The 20348-nt window shown below is 42.0% G+C and carries 20 protein-coding genes; 7 read left to right on the forward strand and 13 right to left on the reverse strand.

The window, feature by feature from the left end:
- Window positions 1–45: 45 nt before the first annotated feature.
- Window positions 46–336, reverse strand: coding sequence for a DUF5377 family protein (locus tag A6B40_RS05885; RefSeq protein ID WP_025248343.1), 291 nt, complete (start codon window positions 334–336; stop codon window positions 46–48).
- 239 nt (window positions 337–575) lie between these two features.
- On the opposite strand from A6B40_RS05885, the gene A6B40_RS05890 reads away from it, so the two are divergent.
- Genes A6B40_RS05890 through A6B40_RS05900 form a run of 4 tightly spaced genes read left to right on the forward strand, consistent with a single transcriptional unit; the run spans window position 576 to window position 3857 of the window.
- Window positions 576–1238, forward strand: a complete 663-nt coding sequence (locus A6B40_RS05890; protein WP_138317245.1) for a helix-turn-helix transcriptional regulator — start codon at window positions 576–578, stop codon at window positions 1236–1238.
- Window positions 1239–1266: 28 nt separating this feature from the next.
- Window positions 1267–1563, forward strand: a complete 297-nt coding sequence (locus tag A6B40_RS10155) for an amino acid permease (RefSeq protein ID WP_236966858.1) — start codon at window positions 1267–1269, stop codon at window positions 1561–1563.
- Window positions 1564–1595: 32 nt separating this feature from the next.
- Complete coding sequence (locus A6B40_RS05895; protein ID WP_236966859.1) at window positions 1596–2543, forward strand: SLC5/6 family protein; 948 nt, start codon at window positions 1596–1598, stop codon at window positions 2541–2543.
- Between the two features lie 12 nt (window positions 2544–2555).
- Window positions 2556–3857: an L-cysteine desulfidase family protein gene (locus A6B40_RS05900; protein WP_025248346.1), complete on the forward strand. Its 1302-nt coding sequence runs from the start codon at window positions 2556–2558 to the stop codon at window positions 3855–3857.
- Between the two features lie 55 nt (window positions 3858–3912).
- Here the strand turns inward: A6B40_RS05900 and A6B40_RS05905 are convergent, their stop codons facing one another.
- From A6B40_RS05905 to ulaG, 12 genes are all read right to left on the reverse strand, one after another.
- Window positions 3913–4395, reverse strand: a complete 483-nt coding sequence (locus tag A6B40_RS05905) for a hypothetical protein (protein WP_025248347.1) — start codon at window positions 4393–4395, stop codon at window positions 3913–3915.
- A gap of 62 nt (window positions 4396–4457) precedes the next feature.
- Window positions 4458–6524 carry a glycine--tRNA ligase subunit beta gene (gene glyS / locus A6B40_RS05910; RefSeq protein ID WP_176671829.1) on the reverse strand — a complete coding sequence of 689 codons (2067 nt, stop codon included), beginning with the start codon at window positions 6522–6524 and terminating at the stop codon, window positions 4458–4460.
- Between the two features lie 17 nt (window positions 6525–6541).
- Complete coding sequence (locus tag A6B40_RS05915) at window positions 6542–7390, reverse strand: coiled-coil domain-containing protein (protein WP_025248349.1); 849 nt, start codon at window positions 7388–7390, stop codon at window positions 6542–6544.
- Window positions 7391–7839: 449 nt separating this feature from the next.
- Window positions 7840–8199, reverse strand: coding sequence for an endonuclease domain-containing protein (locus A6B40_RS05920; protein ID WP_176671830.1), 360 nt, complete (start codon window positions 8197–8199; stop codon window positions 7840–7842).
- 32 nt (window positions 8200–8231) lie between these two features.
- Entirely contained in the window at window positions 8232–8492 is a 261-nt protein-coding gene (locus tag A6B40_RS05925; protein WP_176671831.1) for a hypothetical protein, read from the reverse strand.
- A 60-nt stretch (window positions 8493–8552) separates the two neighbouring features.
- Entirely contained in the window at window positions 8553–9461 is a 909-nt protein-coding gene (gene glyQ / locus A6B40_RS05930; RefSeq protein ID WP_025218213.1) for a glycine--tRNA ligase subunit alpha, read from the reverse strand.
- Window positions 9462–9635: 174 nt separating this feature from the next.
- Window positions 9636–10253 carry an NAD(P)-binding oxidoreductase gene (locus tag A6B40_RS05935; RefSeq protein WP_176671832.1) on the reverse strand — a complete coding sequence of 206 codons (618 nt, stop codon included), beginning with the start codon at window positions 10251–10253 and terminating at the stop codon, window positions 9636–9638.
- Entirely contained in the window at window positions 10253–12070 is a 1818-nt protein-coding gene (gene hutW, locus A6B40_RS05940) for a heme anaerobic degradation radical SAM methyltransferase ChuW/HutW (protein WP_176672329.1), read from the reverse strand. Before hutW ends, A6B40_RS05935 begins: the two co-directional genes overlap by 1 nt.
- A 247-nt stretch (window positions 12071–12317) precedes the next feature.
- On the reverse strand, window positions 12318–13037 hold the full coding sequence (araD, locus tag A6B40_RS05945; protein WP_112110237.1) for an L-ribulose-5-phosphate 4-epimerase: 720 nt from the start codon (window positions 13035–13037) through the stop codon (window positions 12318–12320).
- A complete protein-coding gene (locus A6B40_RS05950; RefSeq protein WP_176671833.1) occupies window positions 13034–13894 on the reverse strand; it encodes an L-ribulose-5-phosphate 3-epimerase in 861 nt (286 codons plus the stop codon). The genes araD and A6B40_RS05950 overlap by 4 nt, the downstream gene beginning before the upstream one ends.
- A gap of 49 nt (window positions 13895–13943) precedes the next feature.
- Window positions 13944–14687: an HTH-type transcriptional regulator UlaR gene (ulaR, locus tag A6B40_RS05955; RefSeq protein ID WP_025218218.1), complete on the reverse strand. Its 744-nt coding sequence runs from the start codon at window positions 14685–14687 to the stop codon at window positions 13944–13946.
- 89 nt (window positions 14688–14776) lie between these two features.
- Window positions 14777–15868 carry an L-ascorbate 6-phosphate lactonase gene (gene ulaG, locus A6B40_RS05960; protein WP_025218219.1) on the reverse strand — a complete coding sequence of 364 codons (1092 nt, stop codon included), beginning with the start codon at window positions 15866–15868 and terminating at the stop codon, window positions 14777–14779.
- Window positions 15869–16233: 365 nt separating this feature from the next.
- Between ulaG and A6B40_RS05965 the strand changes: the two genes are divergently transcribed.
- The 3 genes from A6B40_RS05965 to A6B40_RS05975 all read left to right on the forward strand — a co-directional run bounded on the left by A6B40_RS05965 (window position 16234) and on the right by A6B40_RS05975 (window position 20263).
- Window positions 16234–18030, forward strand: a complete 1797-nt coding sequence (locus A6B40_RS05965) for a PTS ascorbate-specific subunit IIBC (RefSeq protein ID WP_138317253.1) — start codon at window positions 16234–16236, stop codon at window positions 18028–18030.
- An 82-nt stretch (window positions 18031–18112) separates the two neighbouring features.
- Window positions 18113–19777: a bifunctional metallophosphatase/5'-nucleotidase gene (locus A6B40_RS05970; RefSeq protein WP_176671834.1), complete on the forward strand. Its 1665-nt coding sequence runs from the start codon at window positions 18113–18115 to the stop codon at window positions 19775–19777.
- Window positions 19778–19795: 18 nt separating this feature from the next.
- Window positions 19796–20263: a PTS sugar transporter subunit IIA gene (locus tag A6B40_RS05975; protein WP_025218222.1), complete on the forward strand. Its 468-nt coding sequence runs from the start codon at window positions 19796–19798 to the stop codon at window positions 20261–20263.
- The last annotated feature ends 85 nt before the right edge of the window (window positions 20264–20348 follow it).

The following is a 20348-nucleotide window of genomic DNA, read 5'->3' on the forward strand; positions in this document are numbered from 1 at the left end:
AAAATTTTACAAGGGCAAATACCATTTGCCCTTTACGAGATTGAATTATGCTAAACCTAACTGCCCAATACGCACACCGACATTACCCAGTGCCACAGGGCTTAGGTACTCACCGAGAAACTCGAAAAGTTCATTTACATCGGTGAAAGTGCGGTGAATTTTCACCTCTTCTTCCACTTTACGGGTAAACTCATAACTCGCATTTTTACCATCAATATGGGCTTCAAGAGTTAAAAAAACCTTTTCAAAATAGTGACTTGGAGAACCCTCAAAGCCTGGGTCGCTTACACGCACATTCCAATGATTACTAAATAAAACTTCGGTTTTTACTGACATTGTGTTTTCCCTCTTTTTATAAATTGTGGGGTATTTTAATCAAGATCATACGAATTTTCTACTTTCCACATCATATTATTTATCGTTTCTGGAACAGGATACATTCCACTTCCTATTACACTCCTCACAAAAATATGATCATAGTCAAAAAATCATTACTTAAGCCCTAAATGAAAGTCAAATTTAATTGACTTTAAATATAGAGGATTTTTATAATCCGCCAAAACTGAGGAGGAAATATGTCCGATCAATTAGATTATCTTGATGATTTAGATAAAGAAATTATGTTGTCTTATTTTTCATTAAGTGAATCAATCGCAAGCCTTTTAGGCGAATTTTGTGAGGTTGTTATTCACTCGTTAAATGCTTATGAAAAATCAATTATCAAAATTATTAATGGGCATCATACTAGCAGAGAAGTTGGCTCACCGATCACAGACAAAGGATTACAGTTACTGAAACTTTACCAAAAAGACAAATCATCTACTCAGCAGGTGTATTTTTCACGGTTAAATAATGGTAACTTAATTAAATCAACTACACATATTATCATTGGACATCAAGGCAAACCTATTGGGCTATTTTGTATCAATCTTAATTTATCTACTCCATTAGATAAAACGGTCAGCTCTTTTATGGCAACCGATCCCGTTCCTCTCCACCATAAAAGCGAGAATTTCATTACACATCCTAAAGAATTGATCGAAGAGGCATTTCATAAAGCTACCTGTGAAATTGAGCAACATACTGCTAAACAATCAAAACTCTATAAAAAATCAATTATTTTCTATTTGTTTGAGAATGGTATTTTTGAACTAAAAGAAGCTGTACCTATTGTTGCCGAAAAACTCTCCCTCACCAGTCACGCAATTTATAAGCATTTAAGAGAATTTAAAAAATAACTTCTACTATAACTATTAAGGAGAATCTATGGATACTCAAAAACTCTCGCCTGCTGAATTTAAGCAAGCCACAAAATTTGATTCTACCGACTTCGGTTGGGTCATTATGAGTATTGGAATGGCTATCGGTGCAGGTATCGTCTTCTTGCCTGTTCAAGTTGGATTAATGGGAATGTGGGTTTTCCTACTTTCTTCCATTATCGGCTACCCCGCAATGTATCTCTTCCAACGTCTTTTCATTAATACCCTTGCGGAATCACCTGAATGCCGAGATTACCCAACCGTGATTAGTGGCTACCTAGGTAAAAACTGGGGGTATTTTTAGGTGTACTTTATTTCGTGATGCTGGTTATTTGGATGTTTGTGTATTCTACAGCGATCACAAATGACAGTGCTTCTTACTTATTCACCTTCGGTGTCACAGACACTCTACTTTCTGATAACCCTTTTTATGGCTTGGTGCTGATATGTATTTTAGTTGCCATCTCTTCTCGTGGTGAAAAATTGCTATTCAAAATTTCAACATTTATGGTATTGGCTAAACTCTTTGTAGTTGCAGCACTTGGCGTGGCAATGGTTGGAATGTGGCAGCTGCATAATATCGGAGCAATGCCACCTGTAGGCAAATTAATTAAAGATGCCATTATTACCTTACCATTTACGCTGACCTCCATTCTCTTTTTACAAACCCTTAGCCCAATGGTGATCTCTTATCGGGCAAAAGAATTATCTCGTGAAGTTGCTCGATATAAAGCATTACGAGCAATGAATATCGCCTTTGCTATTCTTTTCGTTACCGTCTTCTTTTATGCTGTTTCCTTCACTCTCGCAATGGGTAGAGAAGAGGCCCTCAAAGCCTACGAACAAAACGTTTCCGCTTTAGCAATTGCCGCACAATTCTTCCCAGGTAGCTGGGCAACTTATGTGGGCGTAGCGTTAAATATTTTTGCTGTAATGACTGCATTCTTCGGAGTTTACTTAGGCTTCAGAGAAGCAACCCAAGGCATTGTAATGAACTTACTGCTAAGAAAATTCCCGGCTGAAAAAATCAATCCGAATTATGTACAAAAAGGGATTATGATTTTCTCCGTACTACTGGCGTGGAGTGCCATCGTACTAAATGCTCCTGTCTTGAGCTTTACCTCTATCTGTAGCCCGATTTTCGGCTTAGTCGGCTGCCTTATTCCTGCCTACTTAGTCTATAAAGTACCGGCATTATTCAAATATAAAGGGTTAGCCCTCAATATTATTATCATTACAGGGATTTTGCTCTGCATCTCCCCATTCCTCACATTCTTAGAATAAATAAGGTTACCTATGAACATTCACTGTGAAAAACTAGAGCAATCCATTCTGAGTGCGGTTAGCCATGAAGTTGTGCCAGCATTGGGCTGTACCGAGCCAATCTCGCTTGCCCTTGCCTCTGCGATTGCCCGCCAATATTTAGAACATTTGCCGGAGCAAATTGAAGCGAGGGTTTCGCCGAATTTAATGAAAAATGGAATGGGTGTAACCGTTCCCGGTACGGGAACGGTAGGCTTGCCGATGGCAGCAGCGATTGGGGCAATTGGTGGTGATCCGAACGGCGATTTAGAGGTGCTGAAAAACATCACACCGGAGCAAGTGGAACAAGCCAAAGCAATGCTGAAAGCGGATAAAGTGTCGGTGTCGATTTTAGAAACCGAGTATATTTTATACTCCGAAGCCACCCTGTTTTACCAAGCTGAGCGAGTTTGCGTACGAATTGCAGAGCACCACACCAATGTGATCTACATTGAGAAAAACGGGCAAACGCTATTAAGCAAGCCTTGTGCCGTCAATAACGACAACATTACCGAAGTATTCACCAGCCTCACAGCAAAAGAGATTTTCGATTTCTCAATGGCTGTGGATTTGGAAAAAATCCGCTTTATAGACCAAGCGGCAAAACTCAACTCCGCCCTTTCACAAGAAGGCTTGCGGGCAGATTACGGCTTGCATATTGGGCGAACCCTACAAAAGCAAATCGGGCAAGGTTTAATCAGCGATGACTTACTCAACCGCATTATCATTGAAACCACCGCAGCTTCTGATGCCAGAATGGGCGGAGCAAGTCTGCCGGCGATGAGTAATTCCGGCTCGGGTAACCAAGGCATCACCGCCACAATGCCGGTAGTAGTGATGGCTCGCCACTTAAACGTGAGCGAAGAAAAACGGATTCGAGCCCTGTTTTTATCTCACCTAATGGCAATTTACATTCACAGCAAATTGCCGAAACTCTCCGCTTTATGTGCCGTCACCACCGCTGCAATGGGCAGCTGTGCCGGGCTGGCATGGCTGCTGACCGGCAAATTTGAAAATATCAGTATGGCAATCAGTAGTATGATTGGCGACATCAGCGGCATTATCTGCGATGGAGCGTCCAATAGCTGTGCGATGAAAGTTTCCACCAGTGTGACCTCCAGCTACAAATCCATTCTCATGGCAATGGACAACAGCCAAGTCACCGGCAACGAAGGGATTGTCGAACACGACATCGACCGCTCTATCAACAATCTCTGCAGTATTGCTTCTCGCAGTATGCAATACACAGACCGCCAAGTGATTGAGATTATGGTGAACAAGCCGAAGCTCAAATAAAACTAGTAACATTTCGGATAAAAAAGCCCGCTTGCAAGCGGGCTTTTTATTGTTATTAGGGTAAATACTTATTCGACACCTCAAATAACCATTCTGCCAAATCATCGGGAAGCGGCTTTACGTTATTGGTTGAAAGTTCGGCGATGTGAGAAACTACATCACTTTCACACTCTTGATATTCCAACACTTCGCCGGTTTTTTCATTACGAACTACCAGCTCAACGTGGGTAAAGCCAGTAGTTGCTTCAGTTTCTTCAAACAGATACCACTTGCCATTATTTGGCACCACAAGCTGTGTACCGTTAGCATACTGATAAAGGTAGCTATTGTCTAAATCCTGCTTATACTCAAGTGCCATTCCATTTCCCGTATCGCGTCCGAAAAAGAGCGTAAAATCCTTATCAGCGTTTTTCTGCACCACCAAGCTCAATTTCTGTTGCTTGTTCGTAATACATTCCCACAACACCAGATTACCTTTATTTGCTGAAGCAAAGGCACTTAAGCCAAGTAAGGCTAGCGAGATAAAATAACGTTTCATAGTAAATTTCCTTGTAAAAAAGACCGCTTGTCAGCGGTCTAATTCAGTAAAAATTTTGCAAATTATTGCAACAGGGAAATATCCGCCACTTGCAGGAACAAGCCTTGCAACGTGCTTAAAATCGCTAAGCGGTTTTGACGCAGTTTTTGATCTTCAGCATTCACCATCACACCGTCAAAGAACGCATCTACCGGTTGGCGTAAGTTCGCAAGTTTATCAAGAACCGCCGTGTAGTCGCCCTGTGCGATTAACGGTTGTACTTCGCCTTTGAGTGCAATAACCGCTTCTGCCAACGCTTTTTCTGCCGGTTCTACACAAACTGAAACATCAATTTCGCCAATCGCAATATCCGCTTTCGCTAAAATGTTGCTTACACGTTTGTTTGCGGCAGCCAAGGCTTCAGCACTGTCTAAGGTGCGGAAGTGAGACACCGCACGCACACGAGCATCGAAGTCTGCCGGTTTGGTTGGGCGGCGGGCAAGCACAGATTGGATTACATCTACCGCAATGCCTTCGCTTTCATACCATGCACGGAAACGGCCGAGCATAAAGTCCACCACTTCATCCACCACGTTTTTATTGGTGAGCTTATCGCCGAAAAGTGCGGTCGATTTTGCTACGATTTCCGCTAAATCTAACGGCAGGTTTTTCTCGACAATAATACGCAGAGAACCTAATGCCGCACGGCGTAAAGCGAACGGGTCGGCACTGCCTTTCGGTGCTTGACCGATACCGAAAATCCCGGTGAGCGTGTCGAATTTATCCGCCAACGCCACGGAGCAAGCCACCAACGATTTCGGCAACTCATCGCCTGCAAAGCGTGGCATATATTGCTCGTTGAGTGCGACTGCCACTTCTTCATCTTCGCCGTCGTGACGAGCATAGTGCATCCCCATTACGCCTTGGGTGTCGGTAAATTCAAACACCATATTGGTCATTAAGTCGCATTTTGAGAGCAAGCCGGCACGTTTCGCTTTGGTTTGGTCTGCCCCAATTTGAGCAGCAATTTCGCCAGCCAAGGCTTCAATGCGAGCCGTTTTATCACGCAGTGTACCGAGCTGTTGCTGGAACAATACGGTTTCAAGGCGTGGTAATTGGTCTTCCAATTTCTGTTTTAAGTCGGTTTTGAAGAAGAATTCCGCATCAGTCAAACGTGGGCGAACCACTTTTTCGTTACCTTCGATGATCTTGCTCGGATCGTCCGGATTGATGTTCGACACGAAGATAAAGTGCGGTAACAATTTGCCGTCTTTGTCGTAAATCGGGAAGTATTTTTGGTCGCCTTTCATTGTGTAAACTAAGGCTTCCGCCGGCACGGCAAGGAAACGCTCTTCAAATTTGGCGGTAAGTACGTTTGGATATTCAACAAGTGAAGTCACTTCATCAAGCAAGTCTTCTTCAATATCCGCCACGCCGCCCAAAGCGGTCGCTTTTTCTTGGGATTTTGCAAGGATCAACGCTTTACGCTCGTTGAAATCCGCTACTACAGAACCACGATCTTTTAGCAGTTGTGGGTATTGATCTGCATTGTCGATTTGGAACTCACGTTCGCCCAAGAAACGGTGACCACGAATGGTACGGCCGCTCGCCACGCCTAAAATCTCGCCTTCAATCAACTCCGCACCGAATAGAAGGGTTACGGTATGCACAGGACGGACGAATTGCTCAGTTTTATCGCCCCAACGCATTGTTTTTGGAATTGGCAGGTTCGCCAGCGATTTAGCGATAATATCGACCAATAGATTTTTAGTCGGCTGACCTTCAATCACCGCACGATGCACCAGCCATTCGCCCTTGTCGGTCGCAATACGCTCGGCTTGCTCCACGGTAATCCCACAGCCTTTCGCCCAGCCCTCTGCCGCCTTAGTCGGCTTGCCTTCGGCATCAAACGCCGCCGATACCGCCGGGCCACGTTTCTCGATTTCTTTGCTCGGTTGAGCGTCTGCCAAACCCAGCACTTTCACCGCCAAACGGCGTGGCGCTGCAAACCATTCGACTTTCTCGAAAGCAAGCCCCGCAAGGTTGAGCTCTTGTTCAACATTCTCCGCAAATGCGGTCGCTAATTTTTTGAGTGCCTTCGGTGGCAGCTCTTCTGTGCCGATTTCGGCGAGGAAGTTTTGTGTTGTCATTTTTTATTTACTCTCAATCAATTATCTGAGTTTGATAAGCTATCTAGAATGTTTCTAGTCAACCTATATCCTCTCAATGTCAAATTATTTTCGTTATCTAAAAGTCTAACCCTTTCCATATCTCTAATAAATGCATAAGGTATATTTTTATGTTCAATATCCTCTTTTAGGATCTGATTTATTTCATCTACACTAATATCATAATTATTCCTTCTAGCTACTCTTCTTATAAAGGCTCTGTAATACCTCTCCACCCTCTCCTCTATATCAGAATTATTTCTTCTAGAATTCCTGCGTAAAATTATAATTTCATTTCTAGCTTCTTCTAACTTTTGATTAGATTCATCTAGTTTCTTTCTTAGTTCCTCTAATTCATCGGTTCCAAGTTTTGAATTGTCTATCAGTTTAGAAATTATTCTTTCTTTTTCATCTTCTTCATTCTTAATACTTTTCTCAATTTCTTCTTTCTTTGCTTTCTCCTTAGAACCATAATATGATCTAATATTATTATCTAACTTGTCATATGATTCATTAATAGATCTTAATCTCTCCCCGAACCCTGACTCTATTCTTCCTAAGATCTCTGATGTATTTTGAGTAAATTTATATGTATTATCATAAAATTTATTAGATGTATCATTAGCTTTAAAATAGAAAGCAATTGAAATACCAATGGAGAAAAAAGCTAACAATATGGACAATAAATCACTAAATTGTAGATTGCCTATCAATACAGATAAATCTAACTGATATAATTTGATTGATAAAACTATAACAATAATGAATAAACTTAACGGATAAATTGCTATTTTAATAAATCTAATGGATTCATCTAATATTGATATTTCAGTTCTTTTATCTTCCATAAAATACTCCCTATATAATTGTAGAATTTGATTTCATTTTATGTAGTTATTCCGCAATCTGATTTTTCACAGAATTATATGTATCCTGTTTCTATCTAGACTTTTCAATAGCCACGATATAGCTCAACAGTTATCCCCATAGTAGAGCTCATATAAAATTAAAACTAAGGAATAAGAAACTGCTCTTGCGTCCTTTCCACAGCTAAATGCAGGAGGATTTAACACTCTCTCACTCCGTTTTCACTTCTGCCAAATCTCCCCTAACCCCTCTTTGCTAAAGAGGGGGATTAGATCGCTGTAAATTTGTAGTTTATCTGACTTCATCGTATTTCTTCATCATAAATATCTTAAATAGCCAGATGAATGTTAAATTTTCTTCGATGGATCACCCCTCTTTAGCAAAGAGGGGAGGGGGAGATTTGGCAGACTAAATTCACGGAGAAAATACTCTATTCGCCCACCGATTGAAGATACAACCAAATCTCTTCAATCACACTGTCAATCTCCGTCATCATTCGGTAATTATCAAACCGCAAAACTGTCAATCCTAACGATGCCAATTCCGCATCTCGGATTTTGTCATTTGCCTGATTTTCAGGCTCATAATGTTGGCTGCCGTCGAGTTCAATCACTAATTTCGCTTTCGGACAGTAGAAATCGACAATATAACTTAACAGCGGTTTTTGCCGATAAAAACGAAAGCCAAGTTGATCATTTCGCACCCGATACCATAACCGTTTTTCAGCTTCGGTCTGTGTACTTCGTAACGTTTGCGAATTGGGTTTAAGCGACTTCGCATAGGGTTTCATTTTGCAAAATTTCCGCTAAATTTTACCGCTTGTTAGCCAAAAATCCCTTCTAGCTCGGCGAAATCCAACACCACTTTGTCCCCTTCCAACAGCAATGCCGGAATGCCGATATAGCCGTTGGCTTTGGCGTCATCAAAAGCAGGATGTTGGTCACGCAGGCGTAAAAACGGTTTTAGGGTTGAACCGCCCTTTGTGATGTCGCACTCGTCAAACGCTACACCCAGACGTTCTAATTCAGCCAAAAATGGGGCGGTGTCAGGGCACCAGTGGGCGAAGTATAAAATCGGTTTCATTGTCGTTATCCTTACCGTAAGGGCGAATTGCAATTCGCCCCTACATTTCATTAGGCAATTTTATTTCTTACAACCCGGGAATCCTAATGCCTCACGGCTTGCATAGTACGCTTCGGCAACACCTTTGGTTAAGGCACGGATGCGCAAGATGTAGCGTTGGCGTTCGGTGACGGAGATCGCTTTACGAGCGTCAAGTAAGTTAAAGCTGTGAGCCGCTTTTAAAATGCGTTCGTAAGCCGGCAGTGGCAACGGTTTTTCTAAGCCTAACAGGTATTGGGCTTCTTTTTCATACTGTTCGAAACATTGGAACAGGAAATCCACATCGGCGTATTCAAAGTTGTAGGTAGATTGCTCCACTTCGTTTTGGTGGAACACATCGCCGTAGGTGGTTTTGCCCAGTTCGCCGTCAGACCAAACAAGGTCGTACACCGAATCCACGCCTTGAATATACATTGCCAAACGCTCTAAGCCGTAGGTGATTTCGCCTGTTACCGGCTTACATTCTAAGCCGCCAACTTGTTGGAAGTAGGTAAATTGGGTCACTTCCATCCCGTTCAGCCACACTTCCCAACCTAAGCCCCACGCCCCAAGTGTTGGGTTTTCCCAGTTGTCTTCCACGAAGCGGATGTCGTTTTGGGTTGGGTCGAAGCCGAGCATTTTCAGACTTTCAAGGTAGAGTTCTTGAATGTTGTCCGGCGATGGTTTAATCACCACTTGGAATTGGTAGTAGTGTTGTAAACGGTTCGGGTTTTCGCCATAACGACCGTCTGTCGGACGGCGTGATGGTTGTACATAAGCAAACGCCATCGGCTCAGGACCTAACGCACGCAAACAGGTCATCGGATGTGAAGTACCAGCCCCCACTTCCATATCGAACGGTTGCACCACGGTGCAGCCTTTGCTTGCCCAGTAATCTTGTAATGCAAGGATCATGCCTTGGAATGTTTTTACGTTGAATTTTGCTGTCATTCTGTTTATCTCTACGAATTATTTGAAAAATTGTCGAAAAATGTCGGTTATTATAGCCTGTAAGCGGTCTTTTTTTGGGATTTTTTTGCAAAAATTTCGGTAAAAATAAAGCGGTCATACTCTCTTTTGCAAAATAAAAAGGAAATATAACCGCTTGCCATTCTATTCTAATCACTACTCTTGGCTAATAACAGAATATATATTGTGGTTTTTACCCTCATTGATTAAATTCACGATAGCTGTCGCAACAGATTTACGACTAACATACATTTTCCGTTCTTTGGGAAGCACTTTAACAATGCGGAAATTATTTTGTTCTTCTTCATTATTTAAGCCACCTGGTCGGATAATCAGCCAGTTTAGTTCAGTCTGTCGCAAATAGTTTTCTGCTTCGGTTTTCGCTGCTAGGGCTTCACCTAAAGCTTGTTGAGCCATTGGGCTGATTTGCTCCCATTGTTCGCCACAACCAACACTGGTTACTAAAATGACTTTCGTATTTGGCGAGTGATTTTCGACCGCTTGTATCAAGTTGATATTGGCGATTTTATCGCTACGAACGCCTTGTTCGTTTTTGCCGCCAACCACCGTGATTAACAGCTTTGGTTGTGTTTTTTGTAGTAAAAGATGACAAGATTCAATATCTAGTAAATCAGCCGTTTCGACCGCTATATTCTGCTCACTAAAAAATGAATCGGTAGGTATCTGACGCAATACAGCTATAGTTTGTTCTGCCGGTAATTTTTCACAGATGGCTCGCCCGAGCAAACCATTTGCTCCACATATTAAAATCATTATGAATTCCCCTGCATTAATTTTTGCATTGCAATAATTTGATGTTCACGTAATTGCCCTTTTTCATCACGTCCAGCAAAAATTTTGAACATTGCTTCGCCATTTTGATTAATGAATGTCAGTGCAACCGTGCGTTTGCCCATAAATGGACGGTCTAATAAATAGATTGCGGCACAATTTTCATAGCGTAAATGCCCATGCACCCCACCTTCTTCACCGGATTCAAAATTATAAAAACCACGTCCAATTTTGCCTTGTGGTAATTTCCCCGTCACCTCAGCGATCGCATCTGGGGTATGAATAATAAAAGTAACAGCTTCATTCCAATTAGCAATTTCTTGCATAATTTCCACAAAACGATCACCATCCGTTTTCATCACCATTTCACTCGGCAAACAGTTGATCACACTTTCTAAACTACATTGATTCATTCCTGCGACCATTTCTAAAATTTGTCCCGGATTTTCTTTTAAATTGTCACGTAATTTGCTTTCTAATTCTGTAGTAAGTATTGCTGTCATTGTTTTTTCCTTATTGGTCTGAGGGAGAGTAAGCATAAGCTTACGAATTAAGGTTGGTGACCAATAACGACCACTGATATTCAGTTTCGCCATCTTACCGTCACACTTAAGTAAATCTAAGGATTCCCATTGCTGTAATAATTTTTCCGCTTTGGGATTACCAGCAAAAGGTGTGGTGTCTAAATAACCCAGTTCAATACTATGCTGAATCGTGCCAAGTAGCCTTTTATGCTCACCGTGCTTGCTTAAATAAGAGAGACTTTTTTGCTCAACAGGTGAATTAAGATAAGTTTTTAAGTCAGATTGCACTTGATAACTCAATCCACCGAAATTACCCCCAGCTCCTGAGCCAAACGCTAAGCATGGCATATTGGATTTTACCAAAGTATTATAACAATTACGTTCACCACGATCAGGGAAAGCAAAGTGGTTATTACTCACCTGTTGCCAACCTGCTGCAGTTAATTTATCGACCGCATAAGCATAGTGTAAACTTTGAGTGTCAAAACCAGCGGGGGAAGGTAAAGTGCCGTGTTCAATCAAGCGATTAATCGGTAAAAACGGATAGTTATTGAAAGCATAAATATCCAACCCTGCAATCGGTAATGAGAAAGCAATCTCAATATCCTTCTGCCAGACTTCATCGGTTTGATTTGGTAATCCGAAAATAAGATCGGCAACAATAACCGCATTGAGCCCCGATAAGGCTTTTAGGTAAATTTGAGCCTCTTCACCACTATGTTTTCGCCCTAAACGTTTGCGAATTGCAGAATTAAAGGTTTGGATACCGATTGAAATACGATTAACCCCTGCTTCAATACAAGCTTTGGCTTTTTCAATATCAAAATGGCTGATGCGCCCTTCAATGGTAAATTCACAATCATCGGCAAGCGGTAAATATTGATAACATGCCCGAATAAGGCGCACCAAATCTTCTGTATGTAAGGCTGTTGGGGTTCCACCACCAAAATATACCGCTCGGATTTTACCTTTGTCTTGACGTAGGCTTGCTTCATAGGCAAGTTCGGCAATCACACGATCCGTATAAGTTTTACTATGCTCATCTTTCCAAGCATTGCGATAAAAACCACAGAAAATACAGTGACTGGCACAAAATGGAATATGGAAATAGGCTAAACCGTCTTCTTGCAAAGCAAAAGGCACTTGCTTTTGCCATAATGCTTGCCATTCACTACGATCTACATTTTCCCCACCCCAAATAGGCATAAGTGCCTGACGTTCGGGGAAAGCATTTGGAGAGGCTTGATTAGCCGCCCAATTAATATCTCTTATCATCATAAGTTAGTTAAAAATAAAGTTATAAGTAAACATCACTTATAACAAAATTAAACCTCTTATGACTTGATAAAAATCAAACAATAATCATTTCTATTAATGATTTATCTATAATATGTAAATCTTCCCCCAACATTCTAAGGAGGAAATCAACATATTGCTTTTCAGATCCGAGGGAAAAGTTAGCCATTACAAATAAAAAAATCAGCACTGGTAAAAGTGCTGATTTTTTATGAAGTGTTAAAAATTACTGTCCGTAATACGCATTTTTGCCGTGCTTACGCAGATAATGTTTGTCTAACAGTTCCTGCTGCATTGGGCCGATTTGTGGGCGGATTTGGTGGCTGACGAAGTTCATATACGCTACTTCTTCCAACACGACCGAATTATGCACCGCATCGTGTCCGTTTTTACCCCACGTGAATGGGCCGTGAGAATGCACTAGCACGCCCGGTACCATCGTTGGATCAATGTTGCGTTTGCGGAAAGTTTCCACGATCACTTTGCCAGTTTCGAGTTCATATTCGCCACCGATCTCTTCTGGGGTCATTCGGCGTGTGCAAGGCACTGAGCCGTAGAAATAGTCGCCTTGAGTGGTGCCCAGTGCCAAAATATCTTCACCGGCTTGTGCCCAGCCCACAGCGTGGCGTGAGTGGGTATGTACCACACCGCCGATTTCCGGGAATTGGCGGTAGAGTTCTAAGTGGGTCGGGGTGTCTGACGAAGGCTTTTTTGTACCGTAAACACGGTTGCCTTGTAAATCAAGCAACACAATATCTTCCACGGTCATTACATCGTACTCCACACCAGATGGCTTGATCGCCACCAAACCGGTTTCACGGTCGATTTCGCTCACGTTGCCCCAAGTAAAAGTCACTAAACCGTATTTCGGCAGCTCTAAATTCGCCTTTAATACACGCTTCCTGAGTGCTTGTAATGCTGGGGTTAATTCGGTTAATTGGGTCATAGTGTAAAGCCTCCCTCTTTCATTTTTTGTTCAATCCAACGGCGAGCGTTGATAATTTCGGTAATCGGTTCTTCTGATTTTTCCGTCCACATTTCAATTAAGAATGCCCCACGGTAGTTTAATTCTGCCAAGGTTTTAAAGCAGGCTGGGAAATCCACGCAGCCATCGCCGAATGGCACGTCACGGAACTGTCCTTTGCAGGTTTCGGTGACTTTGTAGGTATCTTTTAAGTGAATTGCTGAGATTTTGTCGATACCAAGTTTCAGCTCTTCCGCCACGTTGTCGTTCCACGCAGACAAGTTGCCTAAATCCGGATAAACAGTGAACCACGGCGATTTGATGATCTCGTCCCATTTTTTCCAGAGGGAAATCGAACTCATAAATTTCGTGTCCATAATTTCCACCGCAATCGTCACTTGATTGCTTGCCGCAAGCTCAACTGCCCATTCCAAACCTTCTTGGAAGCGTTGGATCGTGCCTTCGTCTTGCTCTTCGTAATAGACATCGTAGCCAGCAAGTTGAATAGTGCGAATACCAAGATCGACCGCCAACTGAATGGCTTTTTCCATAATTTCATAGGCTTTTTGGCGAGTGGCTTCATCACGAGAGCCGAACGGGAAGCGGCGGTGTCCGGAAAGGCACATTGACGGAATCGTCACGCCGGTGTTGATGATGGCTTTGACTAATTTGGCACGCTCTTTTTTGCTCCAATCAAGGCGGGCGAGACGTTCGTCTGTTTCGTCAATCGACATTTCGACAAAGTCGAAACCGCAGACTTTGGCGATGGAGAGTCGGTCTTGCCACGAAATGTTCTTCGGCAAGGCTTTTTCGTAAATACCGAGTTTGTGTTTTCTCATAGAAGATCCTGTTTTGTAAAGTTTTGGTGAAAAATGACCGCTTGTTGTATCAGGCTAGAATAATCTCTAATCCTTTCGCTTTCAATTCCTGAATAATGGTTGGATCAGCTTCTTTACCTGTAATCAATAAATCAATTTTATTGAATTCTTTAAATAACATACCGACTTTTTTACCCAGTTTAGTGCTATCTAATAAGACAACATACCGCTCAGCGTGCATTGCCATTTGCTGTTCGGCGTTGGCGATGATCATATCAGTTTTGAATAACCCTTCCGTGGTCAGCCCTTTGCCACTAGTAAACATTGTGGTGGCGGCATAACTCATCTCATTTTGGGTATTGAGCGAGAGCATCACTTTTTTATTTTTATTGTATTGTCCGCCCATAATCACCACATCATCGTGTGATCCTTCAATTAGCTGATTTGCAAGCGGTAGATAATTGGTGATAATTTGCAATTTCCGTCCACACAACACATTGCCCAACATTTGCATTGTGGAGCCGCAGGTTAGAATTAAACTTTCTCCATCTTTACATAAACGCCCAGCAGCTTCGGCAATACGTTGTTTTTCTTCAGCATTATTGGTTTTTTTAGGCTCCTTAAGTGGGCTAGAAAAAATCGCTTCTGCACCATTTCTTACTTTCTTTAATTTACCTTGCTCATCTAATTTACTGATGTCTCGCCGTGCAGTTGCAGGTGAGATATTAAGCAGTTGCATAATATCAGCGGTAGAAAGAACCTTTCTCTCTCCTAGCAACGATAATAGTTCTTTATGTCTGTAGGTTTCGTTCATTATTCCGTCCTTGTGTGCATTGCTATTCTAATCTAAGTCGTAATGAACCTTAAAGATAGAGGCGAATTAAATTCGCCTCTAAGTTGCCATTACAGCATTGATTTAAATTGAATGTTTGGCTCTTGTTCGAAGCAGTCATCAAAGCCGCGAGGGTGATGATATTCAATTAAATCTTTATCACGAGGGTAAACATATTTTCCACCCACTTCCCAAATGAATGGGTGGAATTGGTATTGCAGGCGGTCTTTACGCATACGCCATAAATCAATAATTTCTTGCGTGCTTGCCATAAAGTTTGTCCAGATATCGTGATGAACAGGAATGATTACTTTACAACGTAAACATTCTGCCATACGAAGTAAATCAATTGAAGTCATTTTATCGGCGATACCCACCGGGTTTTCACCATAATTATTTAAGGCAACGTCAATATCAAATTGTTTTCCATGTTTAGCAAATTGGATGGAGTAGTGAGAATCCGCACCGTGATAAATATTACCACCTGGCGTTTTGAACACATAGTTTACCGCCTTACGTCCCATTTCTTCATCTGATGGGCACAGACCAGCTAATTCGCCACCACGTTCCTCAGCACCTTCAACAGGCAGAGTTACTAGACAGGTGCGGTCGAAAGAGTCTAATGCGTGAATTTCTACGTCTTTTAATTTTACTACATCGCCCGGTTTCACGACAATAATACGCTCTTCCGGCACGCCCCATTTTTTCCATAATTCCGCACAATGCCAAGGGCCAACAAATTTAACATGATCAAGTTTAGGATTATTGCAAATGGCTGCCGCAACATTCACATCAATATGATCTGAATGGTAGTGAGAGGCAAGAATGAAATCGACTTCATTGATCGCAAAAGGATCTAACACCATTGGTTGAGCTCGTAAGTTTGGTTGTAATTTACGTACTCCTGCCATATTTGCCATTTGGTGCCCGCGTACCATATCTTTTACTTTCTTGGTTGATTTACCACGACTACACCATAAATCCATACAAATATTTGCACCGGCAGGAGTTTTAATCCAAACACCCACACAACCTAACCACCACATTGCGAAATTGCCTTCAGGTACAACTTCTTCTTCAATTTCTTCGTTTAACCAAGTACCCCATTCAGGAAAAGTTGAAAGAATCCAGCTTTCACGGGTAATTTCTTGAATTTTGCTCATTGTGAACTCCTGTTTTGTTCATTTAAAAGAATAATTTAATCAAAACAAATCATATATAATCACAATAAAATAGCCAACTACTTTTTTAGAAAAATGTGATCTAAGTCTAATTTTAGTATTCATTTTTGTAAGAATTTATTTTAAATATTTATTCTTTATTTATATTTTAAATATAAAATAATATTTATTTACTATTTACAAATAGTAAAACTAAATAATCATAGTATATAAAAATAAAATGTGATCTTGCTCACAAATAATAAAAAATAATCTTTTGCAATCTAATAAGAGCATTTATCATTTAATTGATGCCGTAATAGGCTATATTTCTCTCAAATTCAAATCTCTCAAAAAGAGGCTAAATTATGGACTTTTTAACTGAAATTCTCCTTTTCTTAAAGGATCAGGTGCTAAATAAAGCACCATTTTTACTAGGTATTGTGGCTTGTTTAGGCTATATCCTACTTAAAAAAGACACATCGACTATTCTAAAAGGTACGATCAAAACCATCGTCGGTTTTATGATTGTGCAAGCAGGTTCTGGCTTCCTGGTAACAAACTTTAAGCCAGTGATTGATGGCTTAGCAAAATACCACCAACTTGCCGGTGCAGTAATCGACCCTTACACCAGTATGCAATCCACCATTCAAACAATGGGTGAAAACTATTCTTGGGTAGGTTATGCGGTCATTGGTGCATTATTCTTAAATATCTTACTGGTGGTGTTTCGTCGTTTAACCGGTATCCGCACGATTATGCTTACAGGGCATATTATGTTCCAACAAGCGGGCTTGGTTGCAGTGTTCTATATGATCATCGGTGCCTCAATGTGGGAAACCATCATCTACACCTCTGTGTTAATGGCTCTCTACTGGGGTATTTCTTCCAACATTATGTATAAACCAACCCAAGCGGTAACAGGTGGTGCAGGTTTCTCTATCGGTCACCAACAACAAATTGCTTCTTGGATTGCAGTAAAACTTGCTCCAAAACTTGGCGATAAAAACGATACTGTGGATAAAATGAAATTACCGAACTGGTTAAATATTTTCCACGATAGTATCTCTGCCACAGCCTTAGTAATGACCGTCTTCTTCGGCATTATCTTACTCTCTTTTGGCTTAGATAATTTAAAAGAGCTTGCCGGCAAAACCAACTGGTTTATGTACATTCTTGAAATGGGCTTGAAATTTGCGGTGGCGATTCAAATCATCGTTACTGGCGTGCGTATGTTCGTAGCAGAATTGTCAGAAGCCTTCAAAGGTATCGCAGAGCGTTTAATTCCAAACTCTGTACTTGCGATTGACTGTGCGGCAATCTACGCTTTCTCTCCAAATGCAATGGTATTCGGCTTTATGTGGGGGGCGATCGGTCAATTCGTAGCAGTAGCAGGTTTATTAGCGGTTGGCTCACCGGTATTAATCATCCCGGGCTTTATCCCAATGTTCTTCTCTAATGCGACAATCGGTGTGTTCGCAAACCAATTCGGCGGCTGGAAAGCAGTAATGAAAATCTGTTTTGTAATGGGTATCATCGAAGTGCTAGGCTCTGCATGGGTCATCCAAATGCTTGCAAGTCAAGGCACAACCTTCAACGGCTGGATGGGTATGGCTGACTGGGCATTATTCTTCCCACCAATCCTGCAAGGTATCATCAGCGTTCCAGGCTTCTTCTTCGTGATTGTGGCAGCTGCCCTTGTATATATGTTCTTCGCATCTAAACAACTTCGTGCAGAAGAAGCGGAAGCTGCCGCGAAAGGTTTAACCCTTGAACAACTTGATGGCTACGGTTTAGACGAAGTGAAAACAGAGCCAAAAGCGGAAGCAGTAGTACAACAAGCGGTCGAAAATAGTGGAAATTCTGCAAATCCGATCCGTATTCTTGCAGTATGTGGCTCAGGTCAAGGTTCATCCATGATGATGAAAATGAAGATCAAAGGCTACCTAGACAAACGTGGTATTCCAAATGTGATGGATTCCTGTGCGGTTACTGATTACAAAGGCAAATTAAGTGAAGTAGATATTATTGTATCAAGTAAACACCTAGCCGGTGAAATCGAAGTGCCGGAAGGCAAAGCGGTATTAGGTGTACAAAATATGCTGAATCCTAACTCATTCGGTGATGAATTAGTTGAGTTAATCAACAAACATAATGCAAAATAGGTCATGTTAGGGGCAGATATTTGCCCCTTAGTTTCCAACACATTATGTTTAAACTAAATCTCATCAACTAAGGAATGATTTTATGAAAAAATTACTCACCACTCTTTTTGCTCTCTCTGCTGTCAGCGTTGCTGTGGCGAAAGAGGTGAACATCAAACTACTGGGTACGTCTGATGTTCACGGCCGTATTGTGCCGTGGAGCTACGGGGCGGATGTGGAAGACAAATCCGGTTCTTATGCCCAAATCGCAACTTATGTGAAAGAGGTGCGGGCGAACCACAAAAACGTGTTGCTGTTTGATATTGGCGATGCGATTCAAGATAACCAAGTCGAAGTGTTTGCTAAAACCATCGACTACGCCAAAGATAACCCAGTGCCGAAAGTGCTGAATGCGATGAACTACGACATTTTCATTCTCGGTAACCACGAATTTAACTTCGGTATGGACAAGCTTGATGCGATTGTGGAAGACATCAAAGCGAAAACCTTAACCGCTAACTTCTACTATAAAGACAGCGGTAGACGCTACGTTGAGCCAACCACGATTATTGAGCGTGAAGGCGTGAAGCTCGGTATTATCGGTATCACCACCCCAATGTCGGCGATTTTCGAGAAAGACACCGGCCACCTCGACACAATGAAATTCACTTCGCCAATCGAAGAGACCAAAGCCCAAATCGCTGAGCTGAAAAAACAGGGCGTAGATGCGATTATTGTTCTGGCACATATGGGGATTGAGAACGAAAACAACATTCCTGACACCGGCGTGGCGGATTTGGTGAATGCGGTGGATGACATAGATGTGATCATCGCCGGCCACATGCACAAAGATGTGCCGAGCGAAACGATTAAAAACACCCTGATCACCGAACCCCACCGCTACGGCACGGTGGTGTCTGAAGTGGATTTAGCGTTTGATGTGAATGAAAAAGGCGAAGTGAAATTGCTCTCCAAAGCGGCAAAAACCGTGCCGGTGAAAAAACTCGCCAGCGATCCGGAAATCGAGAAAATTTACCAACCGTATCACGATGAATTACGCCGTCTGAACAACGTCAAAATCGGTGAAACCGCACAGGATATGATCCCGCAAGTGAAAATCCACGGCGTTTCCACTGCATTCGCCAAAGATACCGGTATGTCTTCACTGATCCACGATGTGCAACAACATTACAGCGGTGCGGACGTGGTGAGTTTTGCGTTTGACTACGAAACCGTGCGTTTAGACAAAGGCGACATCAAGAAAAAAGACATCATCTACAACTACCGCTACGCAGGTGGCGATGTGAGCGTGTATGAACTGACCGGCAAACAGCTCAAACAGTATATGGAATGGTCGGCGGACTACTTCGACACCATTCAACCGGGCGACAAAGCCTACCGCTACAACGAAGTGCGTGGCAAATCGAAATATGTCACCTTCGACCTATTCGGTGGCGTAAGCTATAAAATCGACCTACGCAACCCAAGCGGTAGCAAAATTGTCGATCTGAAACTGGCAAACGGCAAGGCTGTTACCGAAGACGGCAAATACAAAGTGGGGATGAACTCATATCGTTTCGGTCAATTGACCAAAAAAGGTGGTATCTGGGAAGGTCAAAAAATCCCGACACTGTGGGAGTCGAAAGTGGCAATGGGGTCTGAAAAAGGCACAATCCAAAATATGTTGATTGACTACATCACCAACGTCAAAGGCGGTAAGATTGAAGGTAAATCGCATAATCGTTGGGAAATCATCGGCTTAAATTAAATTATCAAGGATAACACTATGAATTTAAAACAATCGCTTATCGAAAATAATTCTATTTTGTTAAATCAATCAGCGGCTAGTTGGGAAGAGGCGATTAAAATCGGAACTGACTTATTAGTGAAAGCAGGTACTATTGAGCCTCGCTATTACGACAATATTATCAGTAAAATCAAAGAGATGGGGCCTTATATCATTCTCGCACCGGGCTTGGCAATGCCACACGCGCGTCCGGAAGAAGGAGTAATCAAAACGTCGTTTGCGTTAGTGACACTCGCTGAACCTGTTTATTTTGATGGCGAAGATGAGCCAGTCTCTGTATTGCTCACGCTTGCTGGTAGTGACTCTGACCAACATATGCAAGGCTTAATGGAGATCACCCAAGTGCTTGATGATCCAGACAGCGAAACCGGCGTGGATTTAGCTAAAATCCTTCGCTGCAAAACCGCCGATGAGGTCTATGCTGTCATCGATCAAGCATTAAGCTAATCCTTATTCGGGCGTATTTATCCGCCCACAAGCGGTTCAATTTTATTAAAATTTTACAAATCTCAATATTGATAAGGAACAGACT

This window comes from Mannheimia varigena, assembly GCF_013377235.1.
Classification (GTDB): Bacteria; Pseudomonadota; Gammaproteobacteria; order Enterobacterales; family Pasteurellaceae; genus Mannheimia; species Mannheimia varigena.

Excerpts from the sequence above, each read along its gene's own strand:
- hutW (WP_176672329.1), bottom strand. The coding sequence starts at position 12,070 with ATGATAAGAGATATTAATTGGGCGGCTAATCAAGCCTCTCCAAATGCT.
- A6B40_RS05965 (WP_138317253.1), top strand. The coding sequence starts at position 16,234 with ATGGACTTTTTAACTGAAATTCTCCTTTTCTTAAAGGATCAGGTGCTA.
- araD (WP_112110237.1), bottom strand. The coding sequence starts at position 13,037 with ATGACCCAATTAACCGAATTAACCCCAGCATTACAAGCACTCAGGAAG.
- A6B40_RS05885 (WP_025248343.1), bottom strand. The coding sequence starts at position 336 with ATGTCAGTAAAAACCGAAGTTTTATTTAGTAATCATTGGAATGTGCGT.
- A6B40_RS05890 (WP_138317245.1), top strand. The coding sequence starts at position 576 with ATGTCCGATCAATTAGATTATCTTGATGATTTAGATAAAGAAATTATG.
- A6B40_RS05920 (WP_176671830.1), bottom strand. The coding sequence starts at position 8,199 with ATGAAACCCTATGCGAAGTCGCTTAAACCCAATTCGCAAACGTTACGA.
- A6B40_RS05975 (WP_025218222.1), top strand. The coding sequence starts at position 19,796 with ATGAATTTAAAACAATCGCTTATCGAAAATAATTCTATTTTGTTAAAT.
- ulaR (WP_025218218.1), bottom strand. The coding sequence starts at position 14,687 with ATGAACGAAACCTACAGACATAAAGAACTATTATCGTTGCTAGGAGAG.
- glyS (WP_176671829.1), bottom strand. The coding sequence starts at position 6,524 with ATGACAACACAAAACTTCCTCGCCGAAATCGGCACAGAAGAGCTGCCA.
- A6B40_RS05915 (WP_025248349.1), bottom strand. The coding sequence starts at position 7,390 with ATGGAAGATAAAAGAACTGAAATATCAATATTAGATGAATCCATTAGA.
- glyQ (WP_025218213.1), bottom strand. The coding sequence starts at position 9,461 with ATGACAGCAAAATTCAACGTAAAAACATTCCAAGGCATGATCCTTGCA.
- A6B40_RS05925 (WP_176671831.1), bottom strand. The coding sequence starts at position 8,492 with ATGAAACCGATTTTATACTTCGCCCACTGGTGCCCTGACACCGCCCCA.
- ulaG (WP_025218219.1), bottom strand. The coding sequence starts at position 15,868 with ATGAGCAAAATTCAAGAAATTACCCGTGAAAGCTGGATTCTTTCAACT.
- A6B40_RS05970 (WP_176671834.1), top strand. The coding sequence starts at position 18,113 with ATGAAAAAATTACTCACCACTCTTTTTGCTCTCTCTGCTGTCAGCGTT.
- A6B40_RS10155 (WP_236966858.1), top strand. The coding sequence starts at position 1,267 with ATGGATACTCAAAAACTCTCGCCTGCTGAATTTAAGCAAGCCACAAAA.
- A6B40_RS05895 (WP_236966859.1), top strand. The coding sequence starts at position 1,596 with ATGTTTGTGTATTCTACAGCGATCACAAATGACAGTGCTTCTTACTTA.
- A6B40_RS05905 (WP_025248347.1), bottom strand. The coding sequence starts at position 4,395 with ATGAAACGTTATTTTATCTCGCTAGCCTTACTTGGCTTAAGTGCCTTT.
- A6B40_RS05900 (WP_025248346.1), top strand. The coding sequence starts at position 2,556 with ATGAACATTCACTGTGAAAAACTAGAGCAATCCATTCTGAGTGCGGTT.
- A6B40_RS05950 (WP_176671833.1), bottom strand. The coding sequence starts at position 13,894 with ATGAGAAAACACAAACTCGGTATTTACGAAAAAGCCTTGCCGAAGAAC.
- A6B40_RS05935 (WP_176671832.1), bottom strand. The coding sequence starts at position 10,253 with ATGATTTTAATATGTGGAGCAAATGGTTTGCTCGGGCGAGCCATCTGT.